Annotated in this window: 15 protein-coding genes; 7 read left to right on the plus strand and 8 right to left on the minus strand. The window is 70.2% G+C overall.

Features of this window, described 5'->3' with window-relative positions:
* The 3 genes from AB0I18_RS05915 (at position 1) to AB0I18_RS05925 (ending at position 5176) form a co-directional block, all read left to right on the plus strand.
* On the plus strand, positions 1-396 hold the full coding sequence (locus AB0I18_RS05915) for a DUF742 domain-containing protein (RefSeq protein ID WP_363104127.1): 396 nt from the start codon (positions 1-3) through the stop codon (positions 394-396).
* Positions 397-780: 384 nt separating this feature from the next.
* Complete coding sequence (locus AB0I18_RS05920) at positions 781-4590, plus strand: hydantoinase B/oxoprolinase family protein (protein ID WP_363104128.1); 3810 nt, start codon at positions 781-783, stop codon at positions 4588-4590.
* A complete protein-coding gene (locus AB0I18_RS05925) occupies positions 4571-5176 on the plus strand; it encodes an ATP/GTP-binding protein (RefSeq protein ID WP_363104129.1) in 606 nt (201 codons plus the stop codon). Before AB0I18_RS05920 ends, AB0I18_RS05925 begins: the two co-directional genes overlap by 20 nt.
* A 122-nt stretch (positions 5177-5298) precedes the next feature.
* On the opposite strand, the gene glpK is transcribed toward AB0I18_RS05925, so the two are convergent.
* From glpK to AB0I18_RS05950, 5 genes are all read right to left on the minus strand, one after another.
* Positions 5299-6810, minus strand: coding sequence for a glycerol kinase GlpK (glpK, locus tag AB0I18_RS05930; protein WP_363104130.1), 1512 nt, complete (start codon positions 6808-6810; stop codon positions 5299-5301).
* 22 nt (positions 6811-6832) lie between these two features.
* The gene (locus AB0I18_RS05935) at positions 6833-7558 is read right to left on the minus strand and encodes an MIP/aquaporin family protein (RefSeq protein WP_363104131.1); all 726 of its coding nucleotides are present in this window, start codon (positions 7556-7558) and stop codon (positions 6833-6835) included.
* A gap of 725 nt (positions 7559-8283) precedes the next feature.
* Positions 8284-9921 (minus strand): GGDEF domain-containing protein, encoded by a 1638-nt coding sequence (locus AB0I18_RS05940; protein ID WP_363104132.1) that lies wholly within the window; start codon positions 9919-9921, stop codon positions 8284-8286.
* A gap of 128 nt (positions 9922-10049) precedes the next feature.
* Complete coding sequence (locus AB0I18_RS05945) at positions 10050-11240, minus strand: lipid-transfer protein (RefSeq protein ID WP_363104133.1); 1191 nt, start codon at positions 11238-11240, stop codon at positions 10050-10052.
* The gene (locus AB0I18_RS05950) at positions 11237-11662 is read right to left on the minus strand and encodes a zinc ribbon domain-containing protein (RefSeq protein WP_363104150.1); all 426 of its coding nucleotides are present in this window, start codon (positions 11660-11662) and stop codon (positions 11237-11239) included. Before AB0I18_RS05950 ends, AB0I18_RS05945 begins: the two co-directional genes overlap by 4 nt.
* 321 nt (positions 11663-11983) lie before the next feature.
* Between AB0I18_RS05950 and AB0I18_RS05955 the strand changes: the two genes are divergently transcribed.
* Positions 11984-12793 (plus strand): M15 family metallopeptidase, encoded by an 810-nt coding sequence (locus tag AB0I18_RS05955; RefSeq protein WP_363104134.1) that lies wholly within the window; start codon positions 11984-11986, stop codon positions 12791-12793.
* A 47-nt stretch (positions 12794-12840) separates the two neighbouring features.
* Positions 12841-13377, plus strand: a complete 537-nt coding sequence (locus tag AB0I18_RS05960; protein WP_363104135.1) for an NUDIX domain-containing protein — start codon at positions 12841-12843, stop codon at positions 13375-13377.
* Positions 13378-13443: 66 nt separating this feature from the next.
* Here the strand turns inward: AB0I18_RS05960 and AB0I18_RS05965 are convergent, their stop codons facing one another.
* On the minus strand, positions 13444-15810 hold the full coding sequence (locus tag AB0I18_RS05965; RefSeq protein WP_363104136.1) for a TIM-barrel domain-containing protein: 2367 nt from the start codon (positions 15808-15810) through the stop codon (positions 13444-13446).
* 213 nt (positions 15811-16023) lie between these two features.
* Here AB0I18_RS05965 and AB0I18_RS05970 point away from each other — a divergent pair, with 213 nt between their 5' ends.
* Positions 16024-18009, plus strand: coding sequence for an acetoacetate--CoA ligase (locus AB0I18_RS05970; RefSeq protein ID WP_363104137.1), 1986 nt, complete (start codon positions 16024-16026; stop codon positions 18007-18009).
* Between the two features lie 115 nt (positions 18010-18124).
* A complete protein-coding gene (locus AB0I18_RS05975; RefSeq protein ID WP_363104138.1) occupies positions 18125-19021 on the plus strand; it encodes a hypothetical protein in 897 nt (298 codons plus the stop codon).
* Positions 19022-19119: 98 nt separating this feature from the next.
* Here AB0I18_RS05975 and ptsP read toward each other — a convergent pair whose 3' ends face one another.
* Positions 19120-20790, minus strand: a complete 1671-nt coding sequence (ptsP, locus tag AB0I18_RS05980) for a phosphoenolpyruvate--protein phosphotransferase (protein WP_363104139.1) — start codon at positions 20788-20790, stop codon at positions 19120-19122.
* Between the two features lie 84 nt (positions 20791-20874).
* Complete coding sequence (locus AB0I18_RS05985) at positions 20875-21324, minus strand: PTS glucose transporter subunit IIA (RefSeq protein ID WP_363104140.1); 450 nt, start codon at positions 21322-21324, stop codon at positions 20875-20877.
* Positions 21325-21781 lie beyond the last annotated feature (457 nt).

Raw genomic sequence — 21781 nt, forward strand, 5'->3', positions numbered from 1 at the left:
ATGAGCGGAGACGGTCAGGGGATGTCCCACTGGTTCGACGACGACGCCGGACCGGTGGTCCGTCCGTATGCCATGACACGCGGCCGCACCACGAGTCCGGGCCAGCACCGCCTGGACCTGATCGCGGTGGTCGTGACGGAGCAGCACGCCGACGACCCGGAAGAGGACGGCACGCTGTCCCCGGAGCACGTGGACATCGTCGGACTCTGCCGTGACGCCCCCCAGTCGGTCGCCGAACTCGCCGCCGAACTCGACCTGCCCATCGGGGTGGTGCGCGTTCTGATAGGCGACCTCGTGGACGAGGAGCTGGTCCACGTGACGCGTCCGGTGCCTCCCGCCGAACTGCCGGACGAGAGCATCCTGCGCGATGTGATCAGCGGCCTCCGGGCCCTGTGACCGGAGGCCGAGGTGATCCGGGCCTCCGCGCCGGACGACTCGGGTGATCCCTGCGACTCGGTCGACTCGGGCGATGGACCGTACGGACCCGCTGGCGCCGCCTCCACCAGGGCGGCGAGCCGGTCGCGGACGCCCTCGGGGACGAGAGCGGTCCGGCCCGCCTTCCGGTCCACGCGGCAGGTGGGCGCCCTCGGGTACGTCCGGAGACATTCGGGCGCGCCATGGCCCATTCGGCCGACGCCAGGGAAGGCTCCCGGCCGCCGCCAGGAAGCGGCGCCCGCTCTCGACCGAACGCTGAGCCGCCCGACCCCGATATGATCTGACCGATCGTCGACCGGCACCTCCGGCTCCGGGTCGGAGCAGCGCGACATCTGGGAGACAGACGTGAACGGCTGGCAGTTCTGGGTCGACCGCGGCGGCACCTTCACCGATGTCGTCGCGCAACGCCCCGACGGCCGACTGCTCACCCGCAAACTCCTCTCCGACAACCCGGCCCGGTACGCCGACGCCGCCGTGGCGGGCATCCGCGAACTCCTCGCCGAAGCCGGTGAGGCCTTAACGGGAGAAGGATCCGCACAGGACCCCGGACAGGACGCTGGGCACGCCTCCCGACAGGGAACCGGGCTGCCGGTGGAATCGGTCCGCATGGGCACCACTGTCGCCACCAACGCACTCCTGGAACGCAAGGGCGAGCGCACCCTCCTGGTCGTCACCCGCGGCTTCCGCGACGCGCTGCGCATCGCCTATCAGAACCGGCCCCGGATCTTCGCCCGCGAGATCGAACTCCCCGAGCTGCTCCACGAACGGGTCATCGAGGTCGACGAACGCATCGCCGCCGACGGCACCGTGCTGCGCGCCCCCGACCTGGACGCCCTGGCCGGCCCTCTCCGGGAGGCGTACGACGCCGGAATCCGCGCGGTCGCCGTCGTCTGTATGCACAGCCACCTCCACCCGGCCCACGAACGGGCCATCGGCGAGCTGGCCGCCCGCACCGGCTTCCCGCAGATCTCGCTCTCCAGCGAGGTCAGCCCGCTGATGAAGCTCGTCCCGCGCGGCGACACGGCCGTCGTCGATGCCTATCTGTCGCCGGTCCTGCGCCGCTACGTCCAGCACGTCGCCGGTGAACTCAGCGGTGTGCGGCTGATGTTCATGCAGTCCAACGGGGGCCTCGCCGAGGCCGGGCAGTTCCGCGGCAAGGACGCGATCCTGTCCGGGCCCGCGGGCGGCATCGTCGGCATGGCGCGGATGTCGCAGCTCGCCGGCTTCGACCGGGTCATCGGCTTCGACATGGGCGGTACCTCCACGGACGTCTCGCACTTCGCGGGCGAGTACGAGCGGGTCTTCACCACCCAGATCGCCGGGGTCCGGCTGCGCGCGCCCATGCTGGACATCCACACCGTCGCCGCGGGCGGCGGCTCCGTCCTCCACTTCGACGGCTCCCGCTATCGCGTAGGGCCGGACTCGGCGGGCGCGGCCCCGGGGCCCGCCTGCTACCGGGGCGGCGGCCCGCTCACCGTCACCGACGCCAATGTGGCCCTCGGCCGCATCCAACCCGCCCACTTCCCCCGGGTGTTCGGCCCCGACGGCGACCAGTCGCTTGACGACGCCCTCGTCCGCGACCGCTTCGCCGCCCTTGCCCGTGAGATCCGCGACCGGACCGGCGACGACCGCACCCCCGAACAGGTCGCCGAGGGCTACCTCCGGATCGCGGTGACCAACATCGCCAACGCCGTGAAGCGCATCTCGGTTCAGAAGGGCCACGACGTCACCCGGTACGCGCTCACCACCTTCGGCGGCGCGGGCGGTCAGCATGCGTGCATGGTCGCCGACTCGCTCGGTATCCGCACCGTCCTCGTCCCGCCCATGGCCGGTGTGCTCTCCGCGCTCGGCATCGGCCTCGCCGACACCACGGCCATGCGCGAACAGTCCGTCGAGGCGCCCCTGGAAGCCGCCGCGCTGCCCGGCATCCTCAAGACCGCCGACGACCTGGAGGGCGCGACCCGCGCCGAACTCCTCGCCGAGGACGTCCCCGAGGACCGCATCCGGGTCACCCGCCGGGCCCAACTGCGCTATGACGGCACGGACACGGCACTCGTCGTCGAGCTGACCGAACCCGACACCATGATCCGCACCTTCGAAGACCGCCATCGCGCCACCTACTCCTTCACCCTCGACCGCCCGGTCGTCGTCGAAGCCCTCTCCGTGGAAGCCACCGGTCTCACCGAACCCCCCGATCTGTCCGCCCTCGCCACCGCGCACTCCACGCCCGGCACCCCGGAGACGGTCAGCCTCCACACGGGCGGCGCCTGGCGCGACGTACCCCTGCACCGCCGCGAGGAGCTGCCCCCCGCTGAAACCGTCACCGGCCCGGCGATCATCACCGAAGCCAGTGCGACGACCGTCGTCGACGACGGCTGGCAGGCGGCCATGACCGACGACGGGCATCTGGTCATGGAACGGGTGGCGGTCACGGAGAGTTCCGATCTCGGCACGCAAGCCGACCCGGTTCTCCTCGAAGTCTTCAACAACCTCTTCATGTCCATCGCCGAACAGATGGGTGCCCGCCTGGAGTCCACCGCCCAGTCGGTCAACATCAAGGAGCGCCTCGACTTCTCCTGCGCGCTCTTCGACCCGGACGGCAACCTGGTCGCCAACGCCCCGCACATCCCCGTGCACCTGGGGTCGATGGGAACGAGCGTCAAGGAGGTCATCCGCCGCCGCGGCGACGGCATGCGCCCCGGGGACACGTACGCGGTCAATGATCCGTACCACGGCGGCACCCACCTCCCCGACGTCACCGTGATCACCCCGGTCTTCGACACGGAAGGCGACGGCAAGCAGGGTGACGGCACGGAGAGTGACGGCACGAGCGGCGACCGGATCCTGTTCTACGTCGCGTCGCGTGGCCACCACGCCGAGATCGGCGGCATCGCACCCGGCTCCATGCCGGCCAACAGCCGCACCATCGAGGAAGAGGGCATCCTCTTCGACAACTGGCTCCTCGTGGAAGGCGGCCGCTTCCGCGAGACGGAGACCCGACGCCTCCTCACCGAGGCGCCCTACCCCTCGCGCAACCCGAAGACCAACCTGGCCGACCTGCGCGCCCAGATCGCCGCCAACCAGAAGGGCGTCGACGAAGTCGCCCGCATGATCGAGAACTTCGGGCTCGACGTCGTCCAGGCGTACATGAAGCACGTCCAGGACAACGCCGAAGAGGCCGTCCGCCGTGTCATCGACGCCCTTGAAGACGGTGAGTTCGCCTACGAGACCGACTCCGGGGCCGTCATCAGAGTCCGCGTCTCCGTAGACCGCGAAAAACGCTCCGCCACCGTCGACTTCACCGGTACGTCCGCGCAGCTCACGACCAACTTCAACGCACCCTTCTCCGTGGTCAACGCGGCGGTCCTGTACGTCTTCCGCACCCTGGTCGCCGACGACATCCCGCTCAACGACGGTTGTCTGCGTCCCCTCGACATCGTCGTACCGGCCGGCTCGATGCTCGCCCCCGAACCTCCGGCCGCCGTGGTCGCCGGGAACGTCGAGACCTCCCAGGCGATCACCGGCGCCCTGTACGGTGCCCTGGGAGTGCAGGCCGAAGGCTCCGGCACCATGAACAACGTCACCTTCGGCAACGAGCGGTACCAGTACTACGAGACCGTGGCCTCGGGCTCCGGCGCGGGCGACGGCTTCCCCGGCGCGCCCGTCGTACAGACCCACATGACCAACTCACGGCTCACCGACCCCGAGGTCCTGGAGTGGCGACTGCCCGTCCAGCTCGACGAGTTCGCCGTACGGCGCGGCAGCGGCGGGGCCGGACGGTGGCGGGGCGGCGACGGCGCCGTGCGCCGCATCCGCTTCCACGAGCCGATGACCGTCTCCACGCTCTCCCAGCACCGCAGGGTCGCGCCGTACGGCATGGCAGGCGGCGAACCCGGTGCGCTGGGCGCCAACCGTGTCGAGCACGCGGACGGTACGGTCACCGAACTCGCCGGAAGCGACGCCGCGGAGGTCGGCCCCGGCGACGTACTCGTCATCGAGACCCCGGGCGGCGGCGGATACGGTCCACCGCCCCGCCACACCACCGAAGCACACGGCACCACCGAAGCACACGGCACCACCGAAGCACGCGACACCACTGAACGACGCGACACCACTGAAGCAGGAGAAGAGATCGATGATCTTCGGGCGCTCTGAGCGCGGCAAGGCCCCCGTCGAGCCCGTCACGCTCAAGATCCTCGTGGCGGGCGGCTTCGGCGTGGGCAAGACCACCCTGGTCGGCGCGGTCAGCGAGATCAAACCGCTGCGCACCGAGGAACTGCTGACCGAGGCGGGCCGTCCCGTCGACGACACCAGTGGCGTGGAGGGCAAGCACACCACCACGGTGGCCATGGACTTCGGCCGCATCACGCTCCGCGAGGACCTGGTGCTGTACCTCTTCGGCACGCCAGGACAGGACCGTTTCTGGTTCCTGTGGGACGAGCTCGCCACCGGCGCCCTGGGCGCCGTCGTGCTCGCCGACACCCGCCGTCTGGAGGACTGCTTCGCCGCCATCGACTACTTCGAGCGGCGGTCCATACCCTTCGTGGTGGGCGTCAACTGCTTCGAGGGCGCCGCCCGTTATCCAACGGAAGACGTCCGCCAGGCCCTCGACCTCGACCCCGGAGTGCCCGTCGTCCTGTGCGACGCGCGCGGCCGGGAGTCGGCCAAGGAGGTCCTCATCGAGGTCGTCCAGCACGCGATGGCGTACGCGGCCGACCGCCGCCACACCGTCACGACCTGACGTACCCACGGGTACGGCCCGCACCCCCGCCGACCGGGGTACGGGCCGTAGTCCAGAGGCCCTGATCCGCGCGACACACGCGCGCGTGGACCGTGAAAAACGAGGGTCCCGGGAAACGTGGGTCAGCCCTCGCCGTCCTCGTGCCAGCCGAAGCTCTTCTCCACCGCCTTGTGCCAGTTGTGGAACTCGCGGTCGCGCACCGACGCCTCCATGGCAGGCGTCCACTCGACGTCCTTCTGCCAGTGCGACTTCAGCTCGTCGAGGTCGTTCCACACCCCGGTCGCCAGGCCGGCCGCGTACGCCGCGCCCAGACACGTCGTCTCGGAGACCTTCGGGCGGACCACCGGCACGCCGAGCACATCCGCCTGGTGCTGCATCAGCAGATTGTTCTTGGTCATGCCGCCGTCGACCTTCAGGACGGTGATCTGCACGCCCGAGTCCTGGAACATGGCGTCCACGACCTCACGCGTCTGCCAGCTCGTCGCCTCAAGGACGGCCCGCGCGAGATGTCCCTTCGTGACGTACCGGGTCAGGCCCGTGACCACACCCCGAGCGTCGGAGCGCCAGTACGGCGCGTACAGGCCCGAGAACGCGGGCACGATGTACGCGCCGCCGTTGTCGTCGACGCTCGCCGCGAGGGTCTCGATCTCGTCGGAGGTGCGGATGATGCCCAGCTGGTCGCGGAACCACTGGACCAGCGCGCCCGTGATCGCGATCGACCCTTCGAGGCAGTAGACCGGCGCCTCGGTGCCGATCTTGTACCCCATCGTCGTCAGCAGCCCGTTCTTCGAGGGCACCGGCCGGTTCCCGGTGTTGAGCAGCAGGAAGCTGCCCGTGCCGTACGTGTTCTTGGCGGTGCCGACGTCGTAGCAGGCCTGCCCGAACACCGCCGCCTGCTGGTCGCCAAGGGCCGACGCGACCGGCACCCCGGAGAGCTGGCCCACGGCGGTTCCGTACACCTCGGACGAGGACTTGATCTCGGGGAGGACGGCTTCGGGGACGTTCATCGCGGAGAGGATGGACTGATCCCACTGGAGCGTTTCGAGGTTCATCAGCATGGTGCGACCGGCGTTGGTCACGTCGGTCACGTGCCGGCCGCCGTCCGTGCCGCCCGTGAGGTTCCAGATCAGCCACGAGTCGATCGTGCCGAAGGCGATCTCGCCGCGCTCGGCGCGGGCCCGCAGCCCCGGCACGTTGTCGAGCAGCCAGGCCGCCTTGGGCCCGGAGAAGTAACTGGCGAGCGGCAGACCGGTCTGCTCGCGGAAGCGGTCCTGGCCGTCCGAGCCGCCGAGTTCGTTGCAGAGGGCGGCGGTACGGGTGTCCTGCCAGACGATCGCGTTGTGCACGGGTTTGCCGGTGGCGCGGTCCCAGAGGACCGTCGTCTCCCGCTGGTTGGTGATCCCCAGCGCGCTGAGCTGGTCGGCGCGGAGCCCGGCCTTCGCGACCGCGCCCGCGACCACGGCCTGCACCTTCGACCAGATCTCGGTGGCATCGTGCTCCACCCAGCCGGGCTTGGGGAAGATCTGGCGGTGCTCACGCTGGTCGACGGCGACGATCGCGCCGTCCTGGTTGAAGATGATGCAGCGGCTGGACGTGGTGCCCTGGTCGATTGCGGCGACGAACTTGTCCGTCATGACGTCCCCTTCATCGGATTCTTCAGAAGGCTGCGTTGAAGATGAGCCCGGAAAGCGCCCCGCCGATCAGCGGTCCCACCACCGGAATCCACGCGTAACTCCAGTCCGAGGTGCCCTTGTTGGGGATCGGGAGAAGGGCGTGGGTGATGCGCGGACCCAGGTCACGGGCCGGGTTGATGGCATATCCCGTCGGACCGCCGAGCGACAGACCGATACCGACCACCAGGAAGGCGACGATCAGGATCGCGGTGCCCGACTCGCCGAGTCCTTTGGTGAGTCCGAAGGCCAGGATCGGCAGGACCAGACCGACGGTCGCGATGATCTCGGTGATGAGGTTCGCCACGGGATTGCGGATCGCGGGCGCGGTGGAGAAGATGCCGAGGGTCGGCTGCGCCTTGTCCTCCTCGGCGTTGGCCTGGAACTGCGCGAAGTAGACCAGCCAGCAAAGGACCGCGCCGAGTATCGCGCCGACCATCTGCCCCGCGACGTAGATGTGGACCTGGTCCCAGTCCCCGGTGTCGATGGCGATGCCGAGGGTCACCGCCGGATTGAGGTGGCCGCCGGACAGCGGCGCGGCGGTGTACGCCCCGGCCATCACACCGAAGCCCCAGCCGAACGCGATGACGACCCAGCCGGCGTCCTTCGCCTTGGAGTAGTTCAGTACTACGGCGGCGACCACTCCGGCGCCGAAGAGGATCAGGATCGCTGTGCCGATGACTTCACCGACGAAGATGTCTCCGTTGCTCATGGCGGCTCCTAGGCCCAGGCCCGGGGCGGTCCGCCCCGGGCCACCGTGCAGGGTGCGTTTCCCATGGCTACTTCAGCCGAAGGCAGGGAGAGTCCCGCGCCCCGCCCGGCGTCCGTGACGAGCGTGCCGTCGCAGCCGAATCGCCCGTGGGGGACGGCCCGTTGGCGCAGGCGAGGGCCCGCGCGGCGCAGTGCCTGAATACGCCGGAATGCGGCGATGCCGACTGACACCGGAAGTGTTCACCGGCGCTGTGGGAGCGTCAAGGTCGCGGGCGGGAACGGTTCGGACCCGCGAATATGCCGGGACCGGGACGGCCTGCCTCGCAGCCGGGCGTACTACGACGAAGCCCGCGCGGATCGGCGGGGCTCCGCGGTGAGCCCGACGCGAGGCTTCCACGCCTCCGGCCGGGGATGCGGCGCGGGGCTCCCGGGCTTCCGGCCGGGCGAGCAGCGGGGTGTCCCGCAGGCTGGTCGGCGGCGTACCGCGCCCCCTGGCCGGCGTGGAGCTCTCGGCCCGGCTGACGGGCAACTTGTGCGCGCTTGCTGATGGGCGGCGGCGCAGCCCCGGCGGGACGCCGTCGATCCGCGATCCGCGATCCGCGATCCGCGATCCGCGATCCGCGATCCGCGATCCGCGATCCGCGATCCGCGATCCGCGATCCGCGATCCGCGATCCGCGTAGCCCCCACCGGCCCGGCGCCGCGAGACACCCGGCTCCGCAGGCAGTCACCCCACCCATCGCCCGGCCGGTGCCGGCTCCGACCCCGAGCCCCGCCGGATCTCGTGCCCCGGCAAGCCCGCTCGGCCCAGCACCCAGCTGGCCCCCCGGAGGGCCTTCGCGGCCTGCTTGAGCGGGGCGAGGTACGCGGCGGCCTGGCGGTGGTCGGCGACGCTGCCCGGGGCGCACAGCACGGTGGCGAGCGACAGCGTGACGGCGAGTCCGCCGGCCGACCACGGGGTGTCGAGCACCGACGCCGCCAGTGGATCGAGCCCTTCCGGATCTGCCAGGACCAGGAAGTCGTCACCGCCGATGTGCCCCACGCGCGTGGTCCCGGACGAGGCCGCAAGGAGCGCCTGTCCCACCGCCCGGATCAGCTCGTCACCCGCCGCGAACCCCGCACTGTCGTTGACCTGCTTGAAGCCGTCGACGTCCAGCCAGCTCAGCGCGAACACCCGCCCGTCGGCGATCCGCCGGTCCACCTCTGTGGTGATCGCGTCCGAACCGGGCAGCCGGGTCAGCGGGTTGAGCCCGACCGCCTCCTCGACACGGCTCTCGGAGAGCGCCCGTACGAGATCCGCCAGGCGTACGACGCCCACGCACCGCCCGAGCCGGTCGACGACCGCGACATCGTCCGACGTACGGTCACGCTCCCCGTCCGCCACCACGTCGAGGACCTCCCACGCGGTGGCGTCGACCCCGACGGTACGGGGCGGATCGCCGAGCTTGGCGGCCGGCCGGTCGGCGTACAGGGCATGCCCGTAGCGCCCCGACATCGACAGCAGAAAGCGCGAGCGGTGCACCGACCGCACCGGGACCCCCGCACGGTCCACGAGCACTACACCGGACACCTCGGGCGACCCCGTCAGCAGCGCCCGCACCTGCCCCGCGGACGCGGTGGCAGGCAACAGCGCGGCAGGACGTACGAACTGCCGCACCGGCGGCCCGTAGGGAGGCGCCGCCGCGGCGACGGGGGAGAGGACCGGAACGTATACGTCCGACGCCGGTCGCCGTGCCGGAGGCGCGAACAACTCGCCCTGCGCCAGCTGCGCACCCGCCGACAGCGCCGCCGCGCACTGCAACTCGGTCTCCACGCCCTCCACGGACAGCAGCGCGCCGAGCTGCTCGCACAGCGTCCGCATCGACCGGACCACCGCCGGCCGGGTCAGCAGGGACGCGTCGAGCTTCACCAGGTCGGGCGCGAGATCCGCGAGTACCCGAAGAGGCACGTCACCGTCACCGATGCCGTCCGCGCAGACGCGGAATCCCTCGCCCCGCAGCGCCGTCACGGCTTCGAGGAGTGCCTGGTGAGGGACGTGCGTGTACGGCGGGCCGATGTCGACCGTCACCTCCCACGGCATGCGCCCGACCTCGCGCACCGCGTCCCGCAGCGCGGCGAGTCCGCCGAGATCGGCGAGGGTGCCGGCGAACACGTTCACGTGGAGCGGCAGCAGCGTCTCCTGACGGGCCGCCGCCCGGATCGCCAACGCGGCCAGCCGACCGTCGAGTTCGGGATCGCGGCGGGCCTGTGCGAGGACGTCACCGGTCTCCGGACGGGCGAGTATCTCCAGCGCCGCGACCCCTCCCGTCGTCAGATTGACGACCGGCTGGAAGGCGAAACGGAGAGTATCCGACCAGGAGGGCACGGGAGCATAATGACGCCACACGCGTACACCCAGGCGCAGTTCACGAGCTGTTCACGCAGGATTCCGAGCTGATCACACAGCGTGCACGGTCTCCGTCGGGCAGGCTCCCCACCCCGTCCGACGGCGCCTCACCTGACGGCGATCACGGACGACCCGTGTCCGAACAGCCCCTGGTTCGCGGTGATCCCCACCCGCGCCCCCGCGACCTGCCGGTCACCTGCCGTACCCCGCAACTGCCAGGTGAGCTCACAGACCTGGGCGATGGCCTGCGCCGGAACGGCCTCCCCGAAGGAGGCGAGTCCGCCGCTGACGTTGACGGGTATGCGTCCTCCGAGAGATGTCGCGCCCTCCCGCAGCAGCTTCGCCGCCTCACCTTCGCCGCACAGTCCCAGGTCCTCGTACCACTGCAACTCCAGGGCCGTGGACAGGTCGTAGACCTCGGCGAGCGAGAGATCCTCAGGGCCGATGCCCGCCTCCTCGTAGGCCGCGCGCGCGATGGACGCGCGGAACGTGTCGCCCGCCGGCTCCACCGCGACCGCGGAGTCCGTCGCGATGTCCGGCAGATCGAGCACCGTCCTGGGATAGCGCGGCGTCACCGTGGACACCGCGCGGATCCGCACCGGATCCACGGCCCCGTGCCGTCGCGCGAACTCCATGCCGGACAGCACGAGCGCCGCCGCGCCGTCCGACGTCGCACAGATGTCGAGCAGCCGCAGCGGATCGGCGACCACGGCGGACGCGGCGACCTCCTCGGCCGTGACCCGCTTGCGGTACCGCGCGTTCGGATTCAACGCCCCCAGGGCCGCGTTCTTCACCTTGACCTGTGCGAAGTCCTCCAACGTGTCCCCGAGGAGGGCCATCCGCCGCCGCGCGTACAGCCCGAAGTACGTCGGATTCGTCGCCCCCAGGACCCGGAACCGCAGCCAGTCCGGATCGTCGGGCCGATCCCCGCCCGCAGGCCGGAAGAACCCCTTGGGCGCCGCGTCCGCACCCACCACGAGAACCACGTCCGCGAGGCCCGAAAGGATCTGCGCCCGCGCGGTGTCGACGGCCTGCGCCCCCGACGCGCACGCCGCGTACACGCTCGCGACCCGGGCTCCCTGCCAGCCCAGCGCCTTGGCGAACGTCGCCCCCGCCACGTACCCCGGATATCCGCCCCGGACCGTGTCCGCGCCGACGATCGAGCCCACGTCCCGCCAGTCGACCCCAGCGTCGGCCAGCGCCGCGCGCGCCGCCACCGTCCCGTACTCGACGAAACCGCGCCCCCACTTGCCCCAGGGGTGCATGCCCGCGCCGAGCACCGCCACCTCTCCCGTCATGCCGTCACCCCCGTCGGCCGCCAGTGCCACGTCGTCCAGGTCGCCTCCGCGTCCTCGTTCAGTACGCCCGGGACGACCTCCACCTCCATGCCCACCGCCAGATCGGCGACGGTGACTCCGGGAACCGTCTGCCCGAGCACCACGAGTCGCTCGGATTCCAGCTCCACAGCGATCAACGTGTACGGCTGCCATTCGAGTTCCGGGTCGGACACGTACGGTGACGGCGGCCGGTATCGGCTGTCCGTGTACGACCAGACCCGCCCTCTCCGGGACAGCGGAATCTCCTCCAGATCGCCGCCGGGGCAATCCGGATTGCGGCAGAAGGCGTCCTCACGGGGAAAGAAGACCGAGGTGCAGGCCGAGCAACGTGTGCCGAGGAGCCGGAAGTCGTCCCCCTCGCCGGTGAACCAGCCTGTGACCACGGGTGTTCGAGTACGTGACAAGACCCCTCCATGGCACTGAATCTGACGGAACGTCAGAAGTGTGCCACGGGCCACGACGATTGGGCAGGGCCTCTCGATACTCCGCGGCGGCTCAGGGAGAACCGTTCAGGCCTCCTGAGCGTCGGAGTATCGGTAGGGACGGCCGGGGCCCACGGGGGTGGTTCCGGCCGTCCCTCGCCCGAAGGAGGAGCGGCCGCCCACCGACCGCGGCCGGCGCCGACCGCCCATGGTCGCCCGATCGGACGCGGACTGTATCCGATCGCTTCCACTGCGCAACCCGCATCTGGTAAACGCGGGGGCATGACTCGACTCTCCGCAGCGGTACGCGGCCTCGTCGCCGCGTTCGCCGCCCTACTGGCCGTCACCGCCGCCTCCAGCACCGCCCGGGCGACCCCCGAGCCGAAGGCCCCGGACGACTTCGTCGCTCTGAGATCCGTGGACCGGACGATCATCGAGGAGATCCGCTACTTCACCCCGCACAACTTCGTGGGTGAGCCCGTCGACGGCTATCAGCAGCCTCTCTGCATCCTCACCAAGCCCGCCGCGGCGGCCCTCCACCAAGCCCAGGTGCGGCTCCTGAGGCAGGGCTACTCCCTGAAGGTGTACGACTGCTACCGGCCGCAGCGGGCCGTGGACCACTTCGTCCGCTGGGCCAAGGACCTCGACGACCAGGCCATGAAGGGCGAGTTCTATCCGAACGTCGACAAGACCCGCCTGTTCGAGGACGGTTACATCGCCGAGAAGTCCGGCCACAGCCGCGGCTCGACGATGGACCTCACGCTCGTGAAACTTCCGGCCAGGCCAACCAGGCCGTACGTCCCCGGAGAGCCCCTCACGCCCTGCTTCGCGCCCCAGGACAAGCGCTTCCCGGACAACTCCGTGGACATGGGCACCGGTTACGACTGCTTCGACACCCTGTCGCACACCCTCGACCCACGCATCCAGGGACCGCAGCGTGCCAACCGGCTGCTTCTGAAGGACACCCTCGGAGACCTCGGCTTCGTGAACCTGGCCGAGGAATGGTGGCACTTCACGTACAAGCCCGAGATCTACCCCGACACGTATTTCGACTTCCCGGTGTCGATGAAATCCCTCATCCCGTCCCCCTGAGGCAGCCCGCGGAGACGTCCTTGTGATGATCGGATACAGTCCCGGGCGTGTCTCCATCCCAGAACGTGTCCGCCAACTCCGCACCGGACTCCCACTGTTCGAGTTGCGGAGCGCCCTACGGAGCGGGCGTCTCCGGCTGGCCCCGTACCTGTGCCCACTGCGGCACCGTGGCCTACCGCAACCCGCTCCCGGTCGCGGTGGCCCTCCAGCCCGTATACGACACCAAGGGCGCAGCCCTGGTCGTCATCACCCGAACCATCGCCCCCGCACGCGGGGGTATCGCCCTGCCCGGAGGGTTCATCGACCAACGGGAGGACTGGCGGCAGGCCGTCGTCCGTGAGCTCAAGGAGGAGACGGGCATCGTCGCGGCGGGCCGCGACGTGCGGCTCGTCGACGCGTTGAGCTCCCCCGACGGCCACCTGCTGCTCTTCGGCGCCCTCCCGGAGCGCCCGGCCGCCGATCTGCCGCCGTCCGTCGCGACGGACGAGACCGAGGGCTGGCAACTGCTCCGCCGAGCGACCGAACTCGCCTTTCCGCTGCACACCTTGGCAGCAAAGTGGTGGTTCGAGGGCCGCTACGTCTGAGGGACTCTCGCGGCCTGACGGGTACCTCCCGGGGGCCTGTATTCCCTTCGGACTCCCCGGGACGCGTCACAACGTCCCGAGCCCCCGCACCCGTACAGGACAGGACGGCTCACCCGGGCCGTCCTCGCCGTCCCGCTCGACGACCACCCGATTCCCTTCCCAGCGCGTCACATAGCGCTCGATCTCCGGCTCCTCCCAGCCGTCACCCGTGTCCGCCACCACCAGCCCGCCCCCGGTCCGTCCGCGGGCGGGCGCCCACACGTCCAGCTCCAGCCCACCGTCGTCGCCGCGTACGGGCACGACAGCGCCCGCCCGCACCAGCACCGGAATCCGGGACAGGGGGGCGTCGATCAGCACCTGAGCGGGTCCCTCGTACGCCTTCTCGGTCACCGTGTCGTACCAGCGCCCCCGCGGCAGCTGCACCGCACGCCGGTCCGCGCCCGGGTCCAGCACCGGCGCCACCAGGAGACAGTCACCGAGCAGAAAGGCGTCCTCGCAGTCGCGCAGCGCCCTGTCCTCGGACGCGCCCCACCACAGTGGCCGTACGTAGGGCGCTCCCGTACGGCGTGCCAGATGCGCCAGCGTCATGAAGTACGGCAGCAGCCGCCGTCGCTCGACGAGCGCCACGCGCGCGTGCTCCAGGACCTCGTCGCCGAACTCCCAGGGTTCCCGGCGGCCCGCCCGCAGACTCGCGTGCGTACGGAACAGCGGCATATACGCACCCAGCTGGAACCACCGCAGATACAGCTCGGGCGACGGACTCCCGTCGAACCCGCCCACATCAGGACCCGAGTACGGCACTCCGCACAACCCGAGCCCCAGCACCAGCGACAGCGACGCCCGCAGCCCCGGCCACCCCGTGGCCACGTCCCCCGACCAGGTCCCTCCGTAGCGCTGCATTCCGGCCCACCCGGAGCGCGAGAACACGAACGGCCGCTCCTGGGGCGTCAGTTCCCGCAGACCTTCATAGCCCGCTCGCGCCATAGCGAGCGCGTACACGTTGTGCGCCTCGCGGTGGTCGCCGCCACGGCCCTCCAGGTCGTGCCGCGCCGAACGGGGCAGCGTCGACTCCCCGAAGGCGGTGAAGGACACCGGCTCGTTCATGTCGTGCCAGAACCCGGCGAACCCCTGGGACAGACGCTCTCCGTAGAGCCCGCCCCACCACCGGCGCACTCCCGCGCGCGTGAAGTCCGGATACACCGACTCACCCGGCCACACGACACCGCGCACCAGACGCCCGGCGGAGTCCCGCACGAAGACGTCCTCCTCGGTACCGCTGTCGTACACGGTGTTACCCGGCTCGGACTTGACCGCCGGATCCACGATCGACACCAGCCGGATCCCGTCCCGGCGCAGCTCCTCGGCGAGCACGGGCAGTTTCGGGAAGCGGTCCCGGTCGACGCTGAACACCTGGTGCGCGTCGAGGTGGTCGATGTCGAGGTGGACCGCGTCCAGCGGCAGCCCGCGCTCGTGGTAGCCGCCGACGATCCGCCGCACCTCCTGCTCGCTCCCGAAGCCCCACCGCGCGTGATGGTGCCCGAGGGCCCACGCGGGCGGCAGTGCGGCGGCCCCGGTGAGCGACGCCCAGGTGTGCAGCACGCGCGCGGGAGTGCCCACCATCACCCAGCAGCGCAGCGGCCCGCCGTCCATCCGCAGTTCGCTCGACCCGGCCCGGTCGTGCCCGGACCCGGCGCCCTCCTCACCCTCGGACAACGTCACGCTGCCGTCCCAGGTGCTGTCGTGGAACACCAGGTGCGTGGCCGCGTCGGCCACCACCATCTGCACCGGCATGGTGATGTACAGCGGATCGTCACCGGGACCGAAGGCATGCCCCGGATCGGTGTTCCACAGCCGATACGTTCCGTCACGCAGCCGGGGCCCCGAAGCACGCCCGCCCAGGCCGAAGAACCGGGCGTCCGCGGCCACTTCGGACCGCTGCATCCAACGCGCCTCACCCCCGCCGACCGGCTCCCACCACCGGGGCGGCAGATCGCGCCGCAGGGTCACCCCACCCGGCGTACGCACCTCCACGGCGCCGTGCCGTGAGACGACGACTGTCATGCGCTCCGACACCACCCGCCAGGCGCCGTCCTTGTCCGGCTCGAGAACAGCCCGTGGGTCCGGCTCGGGGGCACTGCCCGCGAGCGCGTACGACGGCTCGGGCCAGGCTCCGTCCCAGGCCCAGAAAACGGCCCCGTTGACCGCGACGGTGATCCGCAGCTTCGACCGGGTGAACCGGACGACTCCGCCGCCGGGACCCGGCTCCACGGTCAGCACAGGCCCCGGAACCCGAGCGCGCTCGGCGCCACGCGCGGGGATCCCGTCGGCGTCGGCACGCCTCCTGCGCCACGCGGCTCGCACGGTACGCAAGCTCTGAGCCGCCCCCGCCGAACCGACCGCCTTCACCGAACGCACCAGGTCACGACCGTCCATGCTGCTCAGCCTGCCATTGACATCGCCGGATGTGTGAGTCGTTCAACTTCCGTTCACCCGTGGCAGGACCACATCTTCACGAGCCGGACTATGTGGGGCACACCCTGGCGTGCGAGTCGATCACATGGCATCGTCCGAGTCAGCCGCGTGACGCGCACACCCCTGCCCGTGCGCGATACACGCACACGACGCGCACAGTCCGGGAGCCGCCCCATGACCTCAGCGACCTCAGCGAACCCCTCGCCACTCTGGCAGCCCGACCGGGAACGCATCGCCCGGGCACAGATCACCCGATTCCAGGCCTGGGCCGCCGAGCACCACGGAGCCCCCGCCCAGGGGGGATACCCCGCCCTGCACCGATGGTCCGTGGACGAACTGGACTCGTTCTGGAAAGCCCTCACCCAGTGGTTCGACGTACGGTTTTCGACCCCCTACGCGCGCGTGCTCGGCGACCGCTCCATGCCGGGCGCCCAGTGGTTCCCCGGAGCCACCCTCAACTACGCCGAACACGCCCTGCGCGCGGCCGCCACCCGGGCACACGAGCCGGCCCTCCTGTACGTCGACGAGACCCACGAGCCGCGCCCCGTCAGCTGGTCCGAGCTGCGCCGCCAGGTCGGCTCCCTGACGGCCGAACTCCGTGCCCTCGGCGTACGCCCGGGGGACCGCGTCAGCGGCTACCTGCCGAACGTTCCCCAGGCCGTGGTCGCCCTCCTGGCCACCGCGGCCGTCGGCGGCGTATGGACGTCCTGTGCCCCCGACTTCGGCGCCCGCAGCGTCCTCGACCGCTTCCAGCAGGTCGAACCCGTGGTGCTGTTCACGGTCGACGGCTACCGCTACGGCGGTAAGGAACACGACCGCCGCGACACCGTCGCCGAGCTCCGCCGCGAACTGCCCACCCTGCGCGCCGTCGTCCACATCCCACTGCTCGGCACCGAGGCACCCGAAGGCGCCCTGGAATGGTCGACCCTCACCTCGGCGGACGTGGAGCCCGTCTTCGAAGCGGTCCCGTTCGACCACCCCCTGTGGGTGCTCTACTCCTCAGGCACGACCGGCCTCCCCAAGGCCATCGTCCAGTCCCAGGGCGGCATCCTCGTCGAGCACCTCAAGCAGCTGGGCCTGCACTGCGACCTGGGTCCCGAGGACCGCTTCTTCTGGTACACGTCCACCGGCTGGATGATGTGGAACTTCCTCGTCTCCGGGCTCCTGACGGGCACCACGGTCGTTCTGTACGACGGCAGCCCCGGCTACCCGGACACCGGCGCCCAGTGGCGCATCGCCGAACGCACCGGCGCCACCCTCTTCGGCACCTCCGCCGCGTACGTGATGGCCTGCCGCAAGGCCGACGTGCACCCGGCCCGCGACTTCGACCTCTCCCGTGTCGAGTGCGTCGCCACCACCGGATCGCCCCTGCCGCCCGACGGGTTCCGCTGGCTGCACGACGAGTTCGCGGAGAACGGGGCCGACCTGTGGATCGCCTCCGTGAGCGGCGGCACCGACGTGTGCTCCTGCTTCGCAGGAGCGGTCCCCACCCTCCCCGTGCACATCGGCGAGCTCCAGGCCCCGGGCCTGGGCACCGACCTCCAGTCCTGGGACCCGAGCGGCAAACCCGTCACCGACGAGGTCGGCGAGCTCGTCGTCACCAACCCGATGCCGTCGATGCCCATCCACTTCTGGAACGACCCCGACGGCAGCCGCTACCACGACAGCTACTTCGACACGTACCCCGGAGTCTGGCGTCACGGGGACTGGATCACCGTCACCTCGCGAGGCTCCGTCGTCATCCACGGCCGCTCGGACTCCACCCTGAACCGCCAGGGTGTGCGCATGGGTTCGGCCGACATCTACGAAGCCGTCGAACGCCTCCCCGAGATCCGCGAGTCCCTCGTCATCGGCATCGAACAACCCGACGGCGGCTACTGGATGCCACTCTTCGTGCACCTCGCTCCAGGAGCCGTTCTCGACGACGGCCTCCTGGCGCGCATCAAGCAGGTCATCCGCGAACAGCTCTCACCGCGTCACGTCCCCGACGAGGTCATCGAGGTCCCCGGCGTGCCGCACACCCTCACCGGCAAGCGCATCGAGGTCCCGGTCAAACGCCTCCTCCAAGGAGCGCCTCTGGAGAAGGCCGTCAACCTCGGCTCCGTCGACAACGCCGACCTCCTGCGCTTCTACGAGGAACTGGCCCGCAAACGCGGCTGATCACCTGCCTGCACCTCCCAGCACCGCTTCGTGCGCACACCCCTGGCCCGACGGGCATTGTCAGTGCCGCCGGTTACGGTGAGTGAGCATTGATCGACTGCACACAGGGGGAAAGATGGCGCACACCCAGCACCAGACCATGCGACGCGTCCTGCGCCGCGAAATCGCCGGCACCATCGGCCTGTTGACCGACGAGCAGGACTTCACCGTGATGCGGCGGCGCTACCGCACCTTCGCCTTCGCCGACCACGCCGGCTATCTCCAGCAGGTCGAAGCACTGCTCAAGACACTCGCCTCCCAGGGCGGCCACACCACGGTCGCACTGTTCGACCCCGAGGAGTACGCGGAGTTCTGCACCGAGAACGGCCTGGAACCCGACACCCCGTCCAGCCGCACCCGCTTCACGGCGGAGCTCGCCGCGACAGGTGCGACGGTGCCGTATGACGGCCAGCCCCTCGACGACCTCGTCCCGAACCTCATCGACGAGGCCGTCCGACAGGCCACCTGGGAGTACGCGACGACACTCCTCTCACGCATCGGCACCTGCGCGTCCTGCGGCGAGGACATCGGCCGTGCGGCCTTCGTACGGGCCTCGGACCTGCTCCTGCGCATCCTCGAAGCCTCGGGTCCCGGCGAGCGTCACCTCGTGTGCAGTGTCTCCACAGAGCCGGAAACACTCGTGGCCGTCCTCCGGGCCGACGACGACCAGCACGGAACGCCCCACCTCGACGAGGCCGAAGCCCTCGAATTCACGACCGTCCTCGCTCTCGGCATCGCCACCCAGAATGCCGGAGGCCTCGTCATGCGCACCAGCGCACCCGACAGGACAGACCGCGTCTACGGCTGGCGCGTGCGCGGTGAAGGCCTGGAACCCCTCACCGCCGGAGAAGTCTTCGACGCCTACTGCACCGACGTCCACTCCGGCGAACTGGTCTCCCCCGAGTCGGGCGTCGACTACTGCGCACCGCCGGACCTGGGAGACGACGACCGGATGACGGGGCACGCGCACTGAACGCGCGAGGGGCGCCTCCACCCGAAACAGGTGAGGGCGCCCCTCGATCAGAGCCCGTACAGGCGACGGCTCACGCCGGCGAGTAGTCGAGTACTCGCCTACTCGCCGGACAGCACCGCCTGAGCCGCCGTGCGCGCTTCATCGGCGCTGTCCGAGGCACGTGCCGCCGCCGCGGCACGCTCACACTGCGCCAGCGTGTACTTCGCCAGCGTCGCGCGGACGTAAGGAATCGACGCCGCCCCCATGGAGAGAGAGGTGACACCCAGACCGGTCAGTACGCACGCGAGCAGCGGATCCGAAGCGGCCTCACCGCAGACACCACAGCTCTTGCCCTCGGCCGCGGCCGCCTCGGCGGACAGCGCGACCAGGTCGAGCAGGGCGGGCTGCCACGGGTCCTGGAGCCGGGACACCGCGCCGACCTGGCGGTCGGCGGCGAAGGTGTACTGCGCGAGGTCGTTGGTTCCCAGCGAGAGGAACTCGACCTCCTGCAGGATCGACCGCGCCCGCAGAGCGGCCGACGGAATCTCCACCATGGCGCCGAACTTCGCCTGCAGACCCGCCTCACGGCACGCATCGGCGAACGCCTTGGCGTCGGCACGATCCGCGACCATCGGGGCCATCACCTCAAGGTAGACCGGCAGCCCCTCGGAAGCCTTCGCGAGCGCCGTCAGCTGGGTACGCAGCACATCGGGGTGATCGAGGAGCGTCCGCAGGCCGCGCACACCCAGCGCCGGGTTCGGCTCGTCGGCCGGCGTCAGGAAATCAAGCGGCTTGTCGGCACCCGCGTCGAGCACACGCACCACGACACGACCCTCGGGAAAGGCCTCAAGCACCTTGCGGTACGCCTCGACCTGCTTCTCCTCGGACGGCGCGTTCTTGCTGTCGTCAAGGAAAAGGAACTCGGTGCGGAACAGCCCCACACCCTCGGCACCGGCTTCGACCGCGGCCGGAACGTCCGCGGGACCGCCGACATTGGCCAGCAGCGGGACCTTGTGCCCGTCGGAGGTGGCGCCGGGGCCCGTCGACCCGGCCAGCGCCGCCTTCCGCGCGGCGGCCGCGGTCTCCATCTCGGTCTTCTTCTCAGCACTGGGATTCACGAAGATCTCGCCGGTACTGCCGTCCACGGCGATCACCGTGCCCTCGGCGAGTTCACCCGCACCCGGCAGCGCCACCACGGCGGGAACACCGAGCGCCCGCGCCAGGATCGCGCTGTGGCTGGTCGGCCCGCCCTCCTCGGTGACAAAGCCCAGGACCAGCGTCGGATCCAGCAGAGCGGTGTCGGCAGGTGCGAGGTCACGCGCGATAAGAACGTACGGCTCATCGCTGTCGGGGACACCGGGCATCGGAACACCGAGGAGACGGGCGACGATACGATTCCGCACGTCGTCGAGGTCCGCCACGCGGCCCGCGAGGTACTCTCCGGCGTTGGCCAGCAGGGCCCGGTACGCGGCGAACGCGTCGTACACCGCGCGCTCCGCCGTGCTACCGACCGCGATCCGTCGCTCGACATCGGCCATGAGTTCGGGGTCCTGGGCCATCATGGCCTGGGCTTCGAGCACCGCCTGGGCTTCGCCGCCGGCCAGGTTGCCGCGCGCCATCAGGTCGGCCGCCACAGCTTCGACGGCCTTGCGTGCGCGCCCCTGTTCGCGCTCCGCGTCCTCTGCCGGAATCTGCTTGGCAGGCGGCTCGAGCACCGCCGTCCCCATATGCCGAACCTCGCCGATCGCCACACCGTGGCTCACACCGACGCCTCGCAGCGTTGTCTCCATGTCACCCGTCTCCACTAGTGCGGCGGGTCCCGCCGCCGCGATGTTTGTTCAGCCTGCCGCTCGTGACGGCAGCGAAGTTCAGAGTCAGTGCCAGCTGAAGAGAACGTCGCCAGCTTTCACGTCACCGTCAACGTTGACGTCGGAGAGGGATTCTGCCGTGGCCTCGAGCGCCACGATGGGGCAGATCGGGGACTTGCCGGCCGCCTCGACGGCAGCCGGGTTCCAGCGCACCACGGCCTGACCGCGCTGCACGGTGTCGCCCTTGTTGACGAGCAGTTCGAAGCCCTCGCCATTGAGCTGGACGGTGTCGATACCGAGGTGCGTGAGCACACCGTGCCCCTGCTCGTCGACCACGACGAAGGCGTGCGGGTGGAGCGAGACAACAACACCGTCGATCGGAGCGACGGCCTCTGAGGCCTCACGGGCCGGATCGATCGCGGTACCGGGCCCTACCATGGCTCCGGAGAAGACGGGATCGGGTACAGCTGCGAGCCCGATGGCGCGTCCTGCAAGAGGGGACGTCACGGTGGTCATGGGAAGCCTCCCAGGGGTGGAGATGCATATGGGCCGTCACTGCCTGTCGTGGACGGCGCACTGTGGAGCAGCGTAAGTCATAAGAAGTGACGGTTCCGCACGAGAGGTGCCGGTTGACTGTCGTAGGGCACAGCGCAAACGATTTGCGCCCGCTCCGGAGCCCCATGTAGAGTCGTACTCCTGCTTGAGGCTGAACGACGCGACCAAGCGTCCTCGCCTGGCAGCATCCAACTTGTCAGATCCTATCTCGGGGTCTGGTTCTGCGTGCCTGCAGGACCATGGTCAGAGGGACGGGAAAACACTGATAGAGTTTGGAAACGCAAGACCGAAGGGAAACGCCCGGAGGAAAGCCTGAGAGAGTCTCTTGGGTGAGTACGAAGGAAGTGTCCGTTCCTTGAGAACTCAACAGCGTGCCAAAAATCAACGCCAGATATGTTGATACCCCGTTCCCGGTCAC

It is taken from the genome of Streptomyces sp. NPDC050704, from assembly GCF_040654355.1.
Lineage (GTDB): Bacteria > Actinomycetota > Actinomycetes > Streptomycetales > Streptomycetaceae > Streptomyces.

Bases quoted from the DNA above. Each gene is read 5' to 3' on its own strand.
- AB0I18_RS05915 (WP_363104127.1), top strand. From the start codon at position 1: ATGAGCGGAGACGGTCAGGGGATGTCCCACTGGTTCGACGACGACGCC.
- AB0I18_RS05925 (WP_363104129.1), top strand. From the start codon at position 4,571: ATGATCTTCGGGCGCTCTGAGCGCGGCAAGGCCCCCGTCGAGCCCGTC.
- glpK (WP_363104130.1), bottom strand. From the start codon at position 6,810: ATGACGGACAAGTTCGTCGCCGCAATCGACCAGGGCACCACGTCCAGC.
- AB0I18_RS05935 (WP_363104131.1), bottom strand. From the start codon at position 7,558: ATGAGCAACGGAGACATCTTCGTCGGTGAAGTCATCGGCACAGCGATC.
- AB0I18_RS05945 (WP_363104133.1), bottom strand. From the start codon at position 11,240: ATGACGGGAGAGGTGGCGGTGCTCGGCGCGGGCATGCACCCCTGGGGC.
- AB0I18_RS05955 (WP_363104134.1), top strand. From the start codon at position 11,984: ATGACTCGACTCTCCGCAGCGGTACGCGGCCTCGTCGCCGCGTTCGCC.
- AB0I18_RS05965 (WP_363104136.1), bottom strand. From the start codon at position 15,810: ATGGACGGTCGTGACCTGGTGCGTTCGGTGAAGGCGGTCGGTTCGGCG.
- AB0I18_RS05970 (WP_363104137.1), top strand. From the start codon at position 16,024: ATGACCTCAGCGACCTCAGCGAACCCCTCGCCACTCTGGCAGCCCGAC.
- AB0I18_RS05975 (WP_363104138.1), top strand. From the start codon at position 18,125: ATGGCGCACACCCAGCACCAGACCATGCGACGCGTCCTGCGCCGCGAA.
- ptsP (WP_363104139.1), bottom strand. From the start codon at position 20,790: ATGGAGACAACGCTGCGAGGCGTCGGTGTGAGCCACGGTGTGGCGATC.
- AB0I18_RS05985 (WP_363104140.1), bottom strand. From the start codon at position 21,324: ATGACCACCGTGACGTCCCCTCTTGCAGGACGCGCCATCGGGCTCGCA.